Origin of the sequence: Paenibacillus barcinonensis, from assembly GCF_003217495.1 — a bacterium.
Classification (GTDB): domain Bacteria; phylum Bacillota; class Bacilli; order Paenibacillales; family Paenibacillaceae; genus Paenibacillus; species Paenibacillus barcinonensis.
Window position 1 is genome coordinate 160,673 of record NZ_QJSW01000004.1, and the last position, 14,863, is coordinate 175,535.

The 14,863-nt window shown below is 48.1% G+C and carries 12 protein-coding genes; 5 read left to right on the forward strand and 7 right to left on the reverse strand.

Going from position 1 to position 14,863, the window contains the following annotated elements; genetic code table 11:
* Window positions 1–76 precede the first annotated feature (76 nt).
* The 3 genes from DFQ00_RS08380 to DFQ00_RS08390 all read left to right on the forward strand — a co-directional run bounded on the left by DFQ00_RS08380 (window position 77) and on the right by DFQ00_RS08390 (window position 4,670).
* On the forward strand, window positions 77–2,233 hold the full coding sequence (locus tag DFQ00_RS08380; protein ID WP_110896033.1) for an MMPL family transporter: 2,157 nt from the start codon (window positions 77–79) through the stop codon (window positions 2,231–2,233).
* A gap of 170 nt (window positions 2,234–2,403) precedes the next feature.
* The gene (locus tag DFQ00_RS08385) at window positions 2,404–3,423 is read left to right on the forward strand and encodes an alpha/beta hydrolase family protein (RefSeq protein WP_110896034.1); all 1,020 of its coding nucleotides are present in this window, start codon (window positions 2,404–2,406) and stop codon (window positions 3,421–3,423) included.
* Window positions 3,424–3,497: 74 nt separating this feature from the next.
* Window positions 3,498–4,670: a rhamnogalacturonan acetylesterase gene (locus DFQ00_RS08390; protein ID WP_244213739.1), complete on the forward strand. Its 1,173-nt coding sequence runs from the start codon at window positions 3,498–3,500 to the stop codon at window positions 4,668–4,670.
* Between the two features lie 266 nt (window positions 4,671–4,936).
* Here the strand turns inward: DFQ00_RS08390 and mnhG are convergent, their stop codons facing one another.
* Genes mnhG through DFQ00_RS08420 form a run of 6 tightly spaced genes read right to left on the reverse strand, consistent with a single transcriptional unit; the run spans window position 4,937 to window position 10,845 of the window.
* On the reverse strand, window positions 4,937–5,329 hold the full coding sequence (mnhG, locus tag DFQ00_RS08395; protein ID WP_110896036.1) for a monovalent cation/H(+) antiporter subunit G: 393 nt from the start codon (window positions 5,327–5,329) through the stop codon (window positions 4,937–4,939).
* Window positions 5,313–5,597, reverse strand: a complete 285-nt coding sequence (locus DFQ00_RS08400; RefSeq protein WP_110896037.1) for a Na(+)/H(+) antiporter subunit F1 — start codon at window positions 5,595–5,597, stop codon at window positions 5,313–5,315. The genes mnhG and DFQ00_RS08400 overlap by 17 nt, the downstream gene beginning before the upstream one ends.
* On the reverse strand, window positions 5,597–6,073 hold the full coding sequence (locus DFQ00_RS08405) for a Na+/H+ antiporter subunit E (RefSeq protein ID WP_110896038.1): 477 nt from the start codon (window positions 6,071–6,073) through the stop codon (window positions 5,597–5,599). The genes DFQ00_RS08400 and DFQ00_RS08405 overlap by 1 nt, the downstream gene beginning before the upstream one ends.
* Window positions 6,074–6,079: 6 nt before the next feature.
* Window positions 6,080–7,558: a Na+/H+ antiporter subunit D gene (locus DFQ00_RS08410; protein WP_110896039.1), complete on the reverse strand. Its 1,479-nt coding sequence runs from the start codon at window positions 7,556–7,558 to the stop codon at window positions 6,080–6,082.
* On the reverse strand, window positions 7,551–7,889 hold the full coding sequence (locus tag DFQ00_RS08415; RefSeq protein ID WP_110896040.1) for a Na(+)/H(+) antiporter subunit C: 339 nt from the start codon (window positions 7,887–7,889) through the stop codon (window positions 7,551–7,553). Before DFQ00_RS08415 ends, DFQ00_RS08410 begins: the two co-directional genes overlap by 8 nt.
* Window position 7,890: 1 nt before the next feature.
* Window positions 7,891–10,845, reverse strand: a complete 2,955-nt coding sequence (locus DFQ00_RS08420; protein WP_110896041.1) for a Na+/H+ antiporter subunit A — start codon at window positions 10,843–10,845, stop codon at window positions 7,891–7,893.
* Between the two features lie 306 nt (window positions 10,846–11,151).
* On the opposite strand from DFQ00_RS08420, the gene DFQ00_RS08425 reads away from it, so the two are divergent.
* Together DFQ00_RS08425 and DFQ00_RS08430 are read left to right on the forward strand one after the other, a co-directional pair.
* Window positions 11,152–12,792 (forward strand): sensor domain-containing diguanylate cyclase, encoded by a 1,641-nt coding sequence (locus tag DFQ00_RS08425; RefSeq protein ID WP_110896042.1) that lies wholly within the window; start codon window positions 11,152–11,154, stop codon window positions 12,790–12,792.
* A 77-nt stretch (window positions 12,793–12,869) separates the two neighbouring features.
* Window positions 12,870–13,391, forward strand: a complete 522-nt coding sequence (locus DFQ00_RS08430; RefSeq protein ID WP_110896043.1) for a hypothetical protein — start codon at window positions 12,870–12,872, stop codon at window positions 13,389–13,391.
* Window positions 13,392–13,507: 116 nt separating this feature from the next.
* On the opposite strand, the gene DFQ00_RS08435 is transcribed toward DFQ00_RS08430, so the two are convergent.
* On the reverse strand, window positions 13,508–14,551 hold the full coding sequence (locus DFQ00_RS08435; protein ID WP_174812294.1) for a GGDEF domain-containing protein: 1,044 nt from the start codon (window positions 14,549–14,551) through the stop codon (window positions 13,508–13,510).
* Window positions 14,552–14,863 lie beyond the last annotated feature (312 nt).

The following is a 14,863-nucleotide window of genomic DNA, read 5'->3' on the forward strand; positions in this document are numbered from 1 at the left end:
CTTGTACTACACAAAACACATGTCATTCTGTTCATAACGGAGAAAAATATAATTTGGGTTGCAGAGGAGTTGCGGTATGGGATATCGGAGCCTGGCTGCCCTGATCAGTCGATATCCGTGGTTTATTATTCTCAGCTGGGTGCTGGTCATCGGGATGTCAGCCGTCTGGGCCTGGAAGCTGCCTGATATTGTTCAGGATCATGGATTAAAGCTGGTTCAGGGGCAAGCGCAAGCCGTCGAGCAGATCATGGAGCAGGAGTATAATTTTCCACCTGATCCGGTTGTGCTACTGTTTCATAAACACCCGGATACTTCGATGAAGATGTTTAGAGATTGGCTCACCGAAAGTCTTTCCGCAGTCCGCACCTTGCCAGCCATATCCGCAGTGATTTCTCCTCTTGATGCTCATACACAGGGGAGGATGCTGCATGAAGATCAGGCTTATGCGCTGCTTCATATGAATGCTGAGCCACGTCAAATAGGCTCTGTACTGAAGCAGCTCCGTGAACTTCTTAGCTCGGACGAGCACACATATGTACCGGGAACCGTTCATCTGACAGGTAAGGCTGTCGTGCAACAGGATGTGAACCGGCTAAGCTTTCGTGACTTGGAGCGTGCCGAGATCGTGGGGGTGCCGATTGCGCTAATCGTTCTCTGTGTTGCATTCAGGGGTCTGTATGCGGCATGCATTGCTGTTATGATGGGCATCAGTGCGGTTATTACAGCGATGGGTGTGACGTCTCTTCTTGGCTATCATCTGGAGCTGTCCAATTTTATTATCAACGTCATTCCGATGGTAGGCATGGCACTTAGCATTGATTTTGCGTTAATTATTTTGAGCAGGTACAGGGAGGAGCTCCAGCGGATTTATAAGAGAGAGGGTCAGTTTCATCTAGGGAGCAACAGTACGCTTCAGCGTGAACTGCTGCAGCAAAGCTTGCGTACAGCCGGACGTGCCGTATTGTTCTCGGCGGCCTGTGTATTACTCGGTTTACTGGGCTTGCTCTGGATCAGACTGCCGATGTTTCTAAGTGTATCCCTTGGAGCCACCATCGTTCTCGTTCTGTCATTGCTGTTAAATGTGACACTACTGCCTGCCATTCTTTCACTGAATGCAAACCGGATCTTCAGAAGCTTTTTATTGAAAAACAGCAGCCCACACCAATCAGCAGCGGAGGCAGGGCTTGAAGACAGCTTTTGGCACCGCTGGTCAGCGATGGTCATGAAACATCCCGTATGGATGGGACTTGCAGGTACAACACTTTTGTTATGGTGTGTGTTTCCCGTTATACGGATGGAGCTAGCAGTTCCCGATGCTTCATCCTTGCCTGCCACAATGGAGTCACGTCAGGCAGCGGAGCAGATACAGCGTAATTTTGGTCAGGCAGGGATGTCGGTCATAGATATCGTGATTGGTGAAAAAGCAAAACCTTTAACAGCCTCTCATTTGGAGCGAGCTGCTGACAAATTACGTGAGCTAAAGCAGGACCCGAGGGTCACAAGTATTCATTCCCTGTGGAACATCTCTGGCTCCTATATGCAATTAACGATTGGTGTACAAGGGGAGCCAGGTTCAGACGAGATGAGAGACTGGCTGAAGCAGGCCAGAGCGGCTGATTTGGGAGCAGGGCTTGAAGGCATCCCGATCCGTTATGGCGGTGAGGCAGTACATCAGGATGAGATTATACAGGAGGTTTTTCAGCGGTTGCCAAAAGTGCTCGTATTTGTCGTTGTAAGTAATTATTTGGTGCTGCTGCTAGCCTTTCGTTCACTGCTCATTCCGTTAAAAGCAATTGCGATGAACCTGCTCAGCCTCGCCGCTTCTTTCGGTATATTGGTATGGGTATTTAATGAAGGGCATCTCGGGATGCAGCCTTCCGCTGTTGCCATTATGATCCCCGTATTTATAGCAGGACTGGTATTTGGCATATCCATGGATTATGGCGTATTTATGTTAAGCCGCATTCAGGAGGTTTACAGACAGACGGGTGAGAGTGATCTGGCTGTTCAGCAGGGACTAGCTTCTACAGGACGTTTAATTACATCGGCTGCTGGCATTCTATTGTCTGTAACGGTCCCGTTTGCTTTTGCCGAAGTAGAGGGGGTACGGCAGCTTGGTATAGGCATTACGGCAGCCGTACTCATTGACGTAACGATCATTCGGCTGGTGCTGGTCCCATCCTTGATGAAATTGATGGGGAGATGGAACTGGTGGCTGCCGGGTCGCCATTGATGGGATTCATAATAATAAACGGTATTCCTGAGCAGTGCATTGGCCGAGGATACCTTTTTTAGATCAAAGGTAGCGCTGCTGTCCATTCTGATACTATAATAGACAGAGGTTACCAAATATTTCAAATCACGCTCTGTACTATTCCAGCAAACATAGGAGGGACACGCACAATGTCCGAGATCGAAGCTTATTTGCAGCAACAAACCCAAATTCGCGGCCGTTCTGCTTATCATGAAGACCTGTCTTTGGAGTCATGGCGTATGGAGCTGCGCCACCATGTACAAGAGAGACTGGGAAATATTCCGGCGGTAGCAGCAGCCTTAAATCCGGTGCCAATTGAACGTGTGACGTGTGACGGTTATATCCGTGAACGGGTAGAGATTACAACCTATGCAGGCTTGCGAATGCCTGTGTATGTTTTGATCCCCAATAATGTAAGCGTTACCGAAAAGGGTCTGCCCGCGATTGTAGCATGTCATGGACATGGGTATGGCAGCCGGGAAATCTGCGGTTTGGAGCCTGACGGCTCACCTCGGGTCGGAGAACCCGGATTGCACAAGGATTTTGCGGTTGCTCTTGTGAAGCGGGGGTATGTCGTTGCAGCGCCGGAGCTGCTCGGATTTGGTGATCGCAGGCTGGAGGAGGATCGTGATGCGCCCCCGGGAGCAAGCTCCTGTACGAAAATTGCAGCCCATCTGCTCATGGCAGGCCAAACCCTCGCCGGTCATCGGGTATACGAAACAACACGTGTGCTGGATTATCTGTCGACTCGGTCAGAAGTAGACTCCAATCGGATCGGGAGCATGGGTATATCTGGGGGTGGACTGGTTACAGCCTTTACAGCCGCACTGGATGAACGTTGTCAAGTCGCTGTTGTCAGTGGTTACGCCAGCACATTCCACGGAAGCATTCTGGATCGCAACCATTGTCTTGACAATTATATCCCAGGGATTTTGCAGGAAGCCGAGTTGCCAGACATCATCGGCTTGATCGCTCCGCGCCCACTATTTCTGGAGATTGGCAGCGAGGATAAGGTCTTTCCCCTTCATTCGGCACATGAGGCTCATCAACGTTTGAAAATGATCTATACCCATGCCGGGGCTGAGCAAGCACTGGATGCAGATTATTTTGACGGTGGACATGAGATTAGCGGTGCGAAGGTCTATGACTGGCTTGACAAGGTGTTGTAGGTTGTTGGGCAAAAGCTTGAGCAAGCTCAAATGCACCCATGGAAGTATCTAAAATTTGAGAGGAGCGGTGAAGGGTGAGATGGTCAACCTCTTTAAAAATGATGCTGTGTACGGTTCTTGCAACAAGTGTGATTGCAGTTGGATGGGGAAGTAAGGGTGGACAGGTTGCCGAAGCTGCTGGAGATCAGTACAAATTTGATTTTGGTGCAGGGGCGGTAGAGAACGGATATACAGGGGTATCGGCAACGGAGGCTTACACGCCTTCGAAGGGGTACGGCTTCAATACACCGGCGAATATGAGAAATGTATCGGCATCAGGTAGCGGTGTTCGAAGTGATGCGGTTCAATTCATGACGTTTGGTACCAAAAGCAATAACACATTTAACGTTGATCTTCCTAATGGACTGTATGAAGTTAAAGTGATTCTGGGTAACACCGCGAGAGCCAGTGTCGCAGCAGAAGGGGTATACCAGATCATGAATATGACGGGCAACGGGGCAACCGATCAATTCCAGATTCCGATCACAGACGGACAATTGAATCTGCTGGTGACTGAGGGCAAAGCGGGTACGGCATTTACACTGAGCGCACTGGAGATTCGCAAGCTTTCGAATCAGCCCGTTACGAATCGTACGATCTACATTGGCGGGGATTCTACAGTATGTAACTATTATCCACTGAGCAGCAGCACACAAGGAGGATGGGGGCAGCTGTTGCCGTCTTATGTAAACAATACGACCTTTCAGGTGCGAAATATGGCAACGAGCGGTCAGATTGCCAGAGGATTTCGCGATGATGGTCAGATGGAGGCCATCCTGAAGTATATTAAACCGGGTGATTACTTCATTTTGCAGCTTGGCATCAACGATACTAACACCAAGAACAATACGACGGAAGCGCAGTTCAAAGAAATTATGCGGGAGATGGTCCAAAAAGCGAAGAGCAAAGGGGCAACAGTCGTTCTCTCTACCCCTCAAGGTCGAGCTACTGACTTTAATGCATCCAATGTGCATCAGGCAGAGAATCGCTGGTATAATGCCTCTACACGTGCTCTGGCAATGGAAGAAGGAGTTACGCTTGTGGATTTGAACAAGCTAAGCTCGGCTTACTTTACTTCTATTGGTCCCGCTGCAACACTCGCCTTGTATATGAATGGTGACAGTCTGCATCCGAACCGGCAAGGGGCAGCGCAGCTGGCGCGAATCGTAGCTGCGGACCTGAAACGTCAAGGATTAAGCGGCTTCTGATAAGAGAGTAGTTTGGTGGGTAAGTTCTATCTGTATCGAAGTATACAAACAATATTAATATTTAGGTTATAACGGAAATCCCCCGGTGGAAAGCCGCATAGGAGCGGTACCTCCGGGGGATTTTGTTTACTTTATATTCGCTACTATATAAGTTGAATTATTTTTTACACATTAACGGAGAGGACAGAAAAAACCTGGAGAAGCGAAGCGTTGGTTATTCTGTCATCGGAGTGTCCAGTGTGAACCTCCTAATTCAGTTTATTAGACTACTCCATCATATCCTTTGCTTCGTGATTCATCTTTTTGCCTTTTAATAACGGCTCCAACTCATCCTGCACACTTTGCTCCCAGAGTGGCACATCGGTACGATAAGCTGCCCGGCCATTCAGGTGTCCCGCCACAGGAGCTGTGATGAATACAAACAAAATTCCGAGCAGCAGGCGTGCGCTGATGTAATTGTCAAAATACCAAAAGAAGAAAAATGCACCGCTCAGAACACAAAATACACCAAGCGTCATGCTTTTGGTGGCTGCATGTGCCCTTAAATATACATCTGGCAGGCGAAGGAGTCCGAAGGCACTGAGCGCACTGAGCAGGGCGCCAAGCAGTACCAGCAGACCAATCGCTGTCTCAGCGGTTCCGCTAACGATCTCCTTCATTTTTGAACACCGCCCCTCGTTCGATATAACGTGCAAATGCAACCGTGCTTAAAAAAGCCAGTATGCCGATTAGCAATATGATATCCAGATATGCCTGCGTTTGCAGCATCATCGACAATACAGCTACAATCGCGATAACGTTGATTCCAATCGTATCCAGCGCAGTTATTCGGTCAGCCATGGAAGGGCCGCGGAGCACGCGATACAGACAAGCCAGAATAGCCAGAGACAGAATGAGTAGTGAAATAAACAGCAGCGAGGATAACATTAACGTGTCACCTCCATAATTGCTTTTTCGAACGTGTTCTGGATGTCGTCTCTCATTTTTCCCTCGTCCTTGATATCCAGTGCGTGAATAAAGAGCTTGCGCTGATTGCCGGAAATTTCAAGGGGCAGCGATCCTGGTGTTAACGAGATCAGCAGGCAGAGCAGGGTGACTTCCCAATCGGAGGACAGCTGGGTCCGATAGGTGAAGATCCCTGGACGAATATCCAGTCTGGGCTTGATAATCTCGCGAATAACGCCGATGCTTGCCCGAACAAGTTCTTTAAAAAGCAGAAGCAGCAGCTTGAAAATGGCCCAGACCCGTACAAGGTAGAAGCGCTGCGGGAAGAAACGGCGCATGCCTCCGATCAGGAGAAGTCCGAGCATATATCCTATGAGAAAACCGATCCCGTTCCATGTATTGTTCAGAAACATCCAGACAAAGGCAATGATGAGATTGAGCACAATCTGAAAGGCCATAGACATCTACTCCTTCAATACCGCATCAATATAAATATTGGGATGCAGCAGAATATCGCCTGCGCGGGAGGTCAGCTGGAACATGCCTTCAGCGCCCAAGCCCATGACGATGATAAATGCAAATAGGATGCCGGCGGGGATAAGCAGCCCGTTCACCGCGTAAGGTCGGCGTGTCATTCCCGCAGGAGGTTCACCCCAGAACGCCTGAATGAAGATGCGTAATACCGAATATAGCATAAGCAGGCTGGACAGCACGGCTATCCCGGTCAGACCATACAGCCCGGCCTCCAGACCGCCTTCAAAGAGCAGCAGCTTGCCAGGGAAGCCACTGAACGGCGGCAGGCCGGCAAGCGCAAGTGCGCTGATGAAGAACATCCAGCCGAGCATCGGATAACGCTGGATCAGCCCGCCCATATTGTCGAGCTTGGATGTGCCCGCTACTGCAATCAAGGCACCGCCAAGCAGAAATAACAAGGTTTTGATCAGCATGTCATGCAGCATATAGAACAGCAGACCCTCCAGAGCGGAACGACTTGCAGCAGCCATGCCGAATGCAACGAATCCAACCCCGGCAACGACGTTATAGATCAAAATTTTGTTCACGTCACGATACGAGATCGCCCCGATGACGCCCAGAACCATCGTTGCTCCGGCCATCCAGCCAATCAAGGCATGGAAGAAATCGGGATCATGATAGAAGATCAACGTAAACGTCCGTACAATCGCATACAGCCCGACCTTCGTAAGCAATCCGGCGAATAGTGCTGTAACAACAGCTGGCGGCGCCGCATAAGAGCCGGACAACCAGAAGAACAGAAACAACCCGGCTTTGATACTGAATACGATCAGGAAAAGGACTGCAATTAACGTGACGACTCCGCTCTGTCCCACTTCGCCAATGCGAACCGACAAGTCGGCCATATTTAGTGTGCCTGTAATGGAATACAGGAAGCCAATCGAGGCCACAAACAAGGCAGAGGACACGATGTTAATCAATACATATTTGATTGTTTCCCGAAGCTGCCTCTCTGTACCTCCGAGTACAATCAGTGCATAGGAGGAGATGAGCATCAATTCAAAGCTGACAAACAGATTAAACAAATCGCCTGTCAGAAATGATGCGTTTACACCTGCAATCAGGAAATGAAAGAAGGGGTAGAAGTGATGCTGCTCTCGTTCCCTGTTGATGCTTCGAAATGCGTAGAGCAGGCAGGCGAGCGCAATAATCGAAGAAGCCACAACGAGCAGGGCTGCAACCATATCGGCAACAAGCACAATACCGTACGGAGGCGCCCAGCCACCCATGTTTAGCGTAACTATGCCAGACTGTGTGACACGTGTAATGAGCAGGGTGGATACGGTGGCGGTGGCCAAAAGGCCAATCACGCTGACGAAACGCTGCACATTTATTTTGCGGAAGAACAGCAATGCAATGACGCCTGTGATCAGTGGAAACAGAATGGGCAGAACGACAAGATTACTCATATGGCCGCCCCCTGACTTCTTCCATATCGTCTGTTTGCAGCTTCAGATATGAACGATAGGAGAGTACAAAGAAGAAAGCGGTCAGTCCAAAATTGATCACAATAGACGTCAGAATCAGTGCTTGTGGAAGCGGATCAACGTATTTCTCAGCCATTTCTCCCAGCAGCGGAGGTGCGCCGGTTTTGAGACGTGACATTGTAATCAGAAGCAGATGCACGCCATGCGTAAGTATGGACATGCCAAGCACGATACGGAGCAGGCTCCGTGACAAGATTAAAAAGACGGCAACCGCGAACAGAATGCCCACGGCCACACACATCAATATCTCCATATCAACGATCCTCCCCGATCTGTAAAATGATAGTCATCGTAACACCCAGCACAGCAAGGTACACACCGAGATCAAATACCATAGCTGTTGCAAGCTCGGTTTCACCCAGCAAAGGTAATTCAAAATATCCGAACGTCTGACTGAGGAACGGAGCACCGAATAGAAACGAGCCTGCGCCAGTCAGCAAGGCGATACCCAGACCTATGGCTGTTAGAGTCCGAAAATCAATGGGCAGAGCCTTGCGTATTGTATCTGTGCTGAAGGCGAGAGCAATAAGCACCAGCGCTGCTGCGGTCACCAGACCTCCAATGAACCCGCCCCCCGGATTATGATGTCCGGCAAAGAACAGGTGCATCGCAAACGTCAGAATAATGAATACGACCACCTTTGTCGTCGTTTGCAGCAACACATCATTGCTTTGCAAAGGAACGGTATCCCACGACAATGTATTGCGCTCGCGATTACCGTATTTTATGGTGTTGTCTGCTTCATCATCAAGCTCGGGCTCCTCATCCGTTTTCTCTTCTTTTTTGCGAAACTTGAGTCTGGCACCGAGATCCTTCGCCTCCAGATTGAGATTGATCATGGCGTAGATAGAGAGAGAGGCCACACCGAGAACCATAATTTCAAGCAAGGTATCATAACCGCGGAAATCAACAAGCAGCACGTTTACGACATTTTTACCTCCCGCTGAACGATAGGCTTCCTGTAAAAAGAATGCGGAGATGCTATCCAGCGATACTGTTCCGCTTGCAGCGAGAGCAACTAGTGTCATGACAACACCCACGGAGATGGCTACGATCATATTAACGGTGAGATAACGACGGCTGGATTTGCCCCGCTGCAATTCAGGCAGGTGATAGAAGCAGAGCAGGAACAGTGCTACCGATACCGTCTCCACAATCATCTGCGTCAGCGCCAGATCGGGTGCCCGGAACAGCACAAACAGCAACGTAACCAGATAACCGACAGCTCCGGTCATAATGACAGCGGACAAGCGGTTTTTGGCAAAAGGAATAGAAACAGCGGTTGCAATCAGAGTGAGCAGGAGTACGACCTCGTAGAAGGAATAAGGCGCATTATCTTGCACATTCCACGTAATATTTTGCCCTGAGCGGAAGAAGGCATAGACCAGCAGTGCCACCGTGAATGAGAAAATATAAACTAGATAACTCCGAACCGAGCCGTTCATATAGGCTTCCGTCCATTTGCGGGCATAATGCTGCACGTTGTCCAGCACCACATGATACATATTGTTAATCGTTAGCCCTTGAGGGTAGTGCTCATAAATATTCCTCCATCGTGGCAGCAGCTTATACAGCAGGACTCCGATTACGACAACCCCAATGGTCATGAACAATTCAGGAGTCCATCCATGCCATAATGAGAAATGCACATCAAAGCGTTCGTTCCCATTCAGAAGGGAAGGCAGAACGGCAGCCATGGCCGGTTCGATCAGTGACCCGGATAGCAGATCTGGAAAGAGTCCAAAGCCGATAACCAGAATGCACAGAACGAACGGCGGAATAAGCAGGCCGGCAGGCGCTTCGTGTAATTTCTCGGCTGGCAACTTACTTCGGCTACGACCGAGGAATGTTGTGAACACAATAATCAGGGCATAGATCAGCGTAAACACGCTGGCAAGCCAGGCGATAACAGGGAACAGGACGCTCCAGGAACCAAGTCCGAAGATACGCAGGTCCGTCATTTGCACCATCGCTTGAAAGAACAATTCTTTACTCAGAAACCCGTTAAAGGGCGGGATGCCTGCCATGGCAAGCGAGCCAATCAGAGCAAGACTGAAGGTTACCGGCATAAAAGCGGCCAGACCGCCGAGCTTGCGAATATCCCGTGTTCCTGTCTCATGATCCACGATACCAACAACCATAAATAACGCGGCTTTGAATGTTCCATGGTTGAACAGGTGCAGCAGACCTGCCGTAATCGCAACAGTGTACATTGCTGAAGAGTCGCCATATCCGAAATAGAGAGCTGCAGATCCGATCCCGAAGAGGGACATAATCAGACCCAGTTGTGAGATTGTTGAATAGGCGAGAATGGCTTTGAGATCAGTCTTTTTGACAGCGAGGAATGATCCGTATCCCAGAGTCAGCAGTCCAACACCTGTGACAAGCCAGAACCAGAGACCCTGTCCACCAAAAATCGGGGTAAAGCGAGCAACCACATAGAGTCCGGCTTTGACCATTGTAGCGGAATGCAGGTATGCACTGACGGGTGTAGGAGCTTCCATTGCATCGGGCAACCAGATATGGAATGGAAATTGTGCCGATTTAGTGAAGGCTCCGATCAGAATCAGTACAAGGGCTGGCAGGAAAAGTGAACTGTCCTGAATTTGCCCCCACTCGGTAATGGTAGCCCGAATGCTGAAGGTTCCTGTCATGAGGTACATCAGCATGAATCCGGCCAGCATGGCGAAACCGCCAAAAACCGTAATCAGGAATGATTTTTGAGCGCCAGAGGTCGACGCCTTGCGTTTGTAATGGAATGCGATCAACAGAAATGACGTAATGCTGGTCAGCTCCCAGAATCCATACAGCACGATCATATTGTCTGATAGTACAACGCCAAGCATGGCGCCCATGAACATTAGCAGATACAGATAAAAGCGCTGCAAGGCTTCAGTTTTGCTCATATAAAAAATGGAGTAGAAGACAACAAGGATACCGATTCCGCTGATCAGCAGTGCCAAAAGTAAACTCAAACCGTCAAGGTACAGATTAAAACCGATATCCAGGGAAGGAATCCAGGGGATCTGACCCGTGATGGCATGACGCTGTGATACAGCAGAGATATGGCTCATGAAATAAATGAATAAGGATGCCGGTACAAGCAGCACCGCCCATCCCAGATGCACGTTACGGAACAATCTGTGCAGCATGGCAATCAGTAATCCAGCCGCAAAAGGAAAAATAACAGCAGCATGAAGCAGGCTCAACATTACACCCCCAGTGTTTATTTTCTCGTCATTCTCTGTATGTGACATTACAGGCGCAATTCTTTAAGGATATGCTTGCTCTCTATATTCATAACCCAAGTATGTATATACAGAATCGTGACTATTCTTTGAATGGAAGGAACTCGAAGTTGATTTGTCATAATTATATGGACACATATATAAAAAACGTGATGAATCAAGCCGATATAGTTCACAATAAGTGAAAGCGATGTCTTGCCGTTTTACAATTGAGAGTTTGAACGGGTAAAATAGTAAGAATGTTCATCGTATGTGCAGGAGGCCATCATGTCATTTAAACTAAGAACGGTGCTCACCGTTATTTTCGCTGCATTATCTCTGCTGGTAATCATAACGATTGGATCTATATATAGTAAAAAATCATTTGTAGCCATAGAAACAGAGATTGGTCATTCTTTGGAGGGCACGGCTGCCCAGGCAACGGACAAGCTGGATCGGTTTATGTATGCCCGATCAGGGGAGCTGCATCTTCTGGGCAACATGTCCTCATTAAATGATGAATTTAACCCGGTTAATATTCAGATTATGTTAGACCAGCTGCAAGTTAGCTTTCCCACTTTTTCATGGGTTGGATACATGGACCCCAAGGGGAATGTACTTGCTGCTACAGACGGGGTATTGCTAGGCAAAAATCTGGCTGAACGGCCTGTGTTTCAGGAGGGCATGAAGGGGAAGTTTATAGGGGATGTACATAATGCAGTCCTGCTGGCTAAACTGCTGCCTAATCCTTCGGGAGAGCCGCTGCAATTTGTTGATATCAGCTTCCCGCTGAAGGATAGTAAGGGAGAGATTCGAGGAGTCTTAGCGGCACATTTGAGCTGGGCGTGGGCCAAAGAAGTTGAGCAATCCGTTCTTGTTCCGCTGGAACGCGGAGAGAAGGACCTTGAATTTTTTATCGTTAGCAAAAAAGAGAATACAGTGCTGCTTGGCCCAAAGGAATGGATTGGAAAATCGTTGATGCTACAAGGCATTAATCAAGCCCGCTATGACAAAAGCACCTGGTCTAGTGAGAAGTGGCCGGATGGCAAGGAATACGTCACAGGAATTGCATATAGTCAGGGATATCGGGATTACCCCGGATTAGGCTGGACGATCATCATAAGACAGGTGAAATCTACGGCGTATGCTTCCGTAATTGATCTAATGTGGTTTAACATCTGGACGGGTCTTGCCGTGACGCTGCTATTTGTATTGATCGGCTGGTTAATATCCAGATGGATATCAGCACCGCTGGTTCGCCTGACGAGAGTAGCCAATCGGCTGGGTGCAGGCGAGAATATTGAAATTCCGGACAACAAAGGGGTCAAAGAGATTGAGGACCTGTCTCGCTCCTTGCGCAACATGGTAGCTTCAATCATGGATAAAGACACAGAACTGGTCGTGATGCAAAATCTGGCTCATGTTGACCAGTTGACCGGATTAAAAAATCGAACAGCACTTGAGGTGTACCTTGAGGATTCGTTGGAGATGGAAAGTGAAGACCACGCACTTACCTTTCTATATCTGGATCTGGACGGCTTCAAAAGTGTCAATGACACGCTTGGCCATCAGTCCGGTGATATATTGCTGCAAAAGGTAGCTCAGCGCCTAACTGCTCTTAGTCATGAGCAGGGAATTACGGTGCGTCTCGGGGGTGACGAATTCCTGATTGTGCTTCGTTCTGTTGGAGATCGCCCCAGGGAAGAAGCGATTCAATATGCTCAGGATATTATCCAAAGCTTGAACAAACCGTTTATCATTGATTATGAGCGTGTGCACATCGGCTGTAGCATCGGAGGGGCTGAATATCCGACGAATAGCTCGAATCCAAGTGATATTATTCGTATGGCAGACGAAGCGTTATATCTATCCAAGCGCACGGGTAAAAACAGAGTGACCTTTTATTCCGAGTTGGATGAAACCAGCTAGCATATAATAGAGATATGGATTGACAATCAGCACGCCGCAGACGTAAATAACAAGAGTTAGAGTAGGGAGGAAGAGAATTGTCTGGAAAATACACCAACGTGCCGTACGGCTTCGAGCCGGCAACACCCAGCCGTAAAGGTACATTGATATTCTACGACTCGTTCCAGCATGTAACAGACGAGCAACTGGAACGAGCGGCTGCTATTCTGGATGCACGAGCTTTTAAACAGCTTGTGTTGTACCCGTTACATGAGAGTACGGTGAAGCGAATGAGCCGGGATGCGGTGCAGCCCTTTTATCAAAGGCAGGATCGACTTCATGAATGGCGGCGGGATCACTCGTTAATGGCCATTCGGGTGGAGGGACTGGAAGGGAAACGAAAAAAGTATACACCTATTGATTCAGCGCTGAGGCATATGCAAACAGAGTATGCCGCGCCTCTTTTTCTATATATGACGGCGAAGATGGCTAATCTATGGGCCTCGTTTGACTCGTTCACAGAATGGATCAAACAAGTACGATTGATTATTGATGGGCAGCCTGGAGAAATGCATCCCAAGTTGGAACAGTATAAACATCGGTGGGAGTGGGCGGTTTAACGCTGCACACAGGTTTGGCGAAGTGAGGATTGTCAGAGATAACAAAAAAGAGTTGTGCTGTCCACCGTACTCGCCACGGGATACAACACAACTTTTTTGTACATATTGACGGTGCGTCAGGCTGAGATCAGTGACGTCACCGTTTTATTTTTGCCCGTACGTTTAGCAGCATACAGACAGGCATCCACTTCTTCAAACAATTTTTCTTTACTCAGATTGAGACTGTATCCTTTCAAACCAATGCTGACGGTAATTGAAGCCCCCTCAAGCTCAAGATGGCCCATCAGCGAAATCTTCTGCCTGATTTGCTCCACCAAGTTATACGACTGTTCAAAGGATTGCTCTAGCATCAACAAAGCAAACTCCTCGCCACCATACCGAGCTGCAATATCACTTGCCGTAATGCTCTCCTGAATAATTAGGGATACCTTCTCCAAAATAATATCCCCAACCCGGTGTCCATAAGTGTCATTAACAAATTTGAAATTATCAATGTCAATCAAGGCCAGATGCAGGCTCATTCCACTATTGGCATATTCAAATGCTTTTTCATAAAAGTCTTTAAACGAGCTTTGGTTGTACAGGTTAGTTAACCCGTCTGTTTTTGACTGCTTGGCAATGATGGCATTTCGTACGATAAGCTCCTGCTTGGCTTCCATACTCTGCTGTAAATCCTCCAGCACCTCGACACCGCTGGTCACAATGATTTGTGCAACATAAGTGGCCACAATCAGGAACGCCGGAATAGATACCATGTCAAACGGACTTAAATATGCACGATAGGCCGGATCGAACAGCAGAAGCGCGTACCCGACCATTTGCAAGGAGAAAACAAACCACACCCGTTTGCTGTTGAAGAAAAGCACAGAAGCGTAAATCGGCAATAGGCATATAGCGAGCATAATTCGTATATCGTAATTGACATGAATAATGGTCCAGGCAATTACGGTGCTGGTAACGGACATCGTTGTGAACGAGCAGGAAGGATGTTTCCGATCTACATAGCTGGCGAGCAAAATACAGAAAATGCTGATCGCGGTAGGCCAAAACAGGACGTTGACTATAAAATCCAGAAGGGTACGGTCATATTTTAGAAAAAGATAACAACCAAGCTGAATTAAAAAGTGAACAATGACAACAACCCAATAGGCATGGAGCATTTTTCTTATCCATTTGGAATGCTTACTCTCATATTCTGTCGGGATCTGACCGTTATGTAATGATGAACTGTTCATATATCACCGCTGACTGCATAGAAATGATACGACAGACTGCTCTCGTATAAGTTGATTATAAGATACAATTAGCAAAACGCAAGCGATTTTATTTAAAACATGACAAGAAACCTTACATATATACCCAGTGAATATACCAACTTTCGGAAACATATGAGTTGAACGAACATAAACGCCCAGGCCCAGGCGAATCCAGATCCAACGAGTATAGCATTCTGATCGAGGACAGGGAGGAGT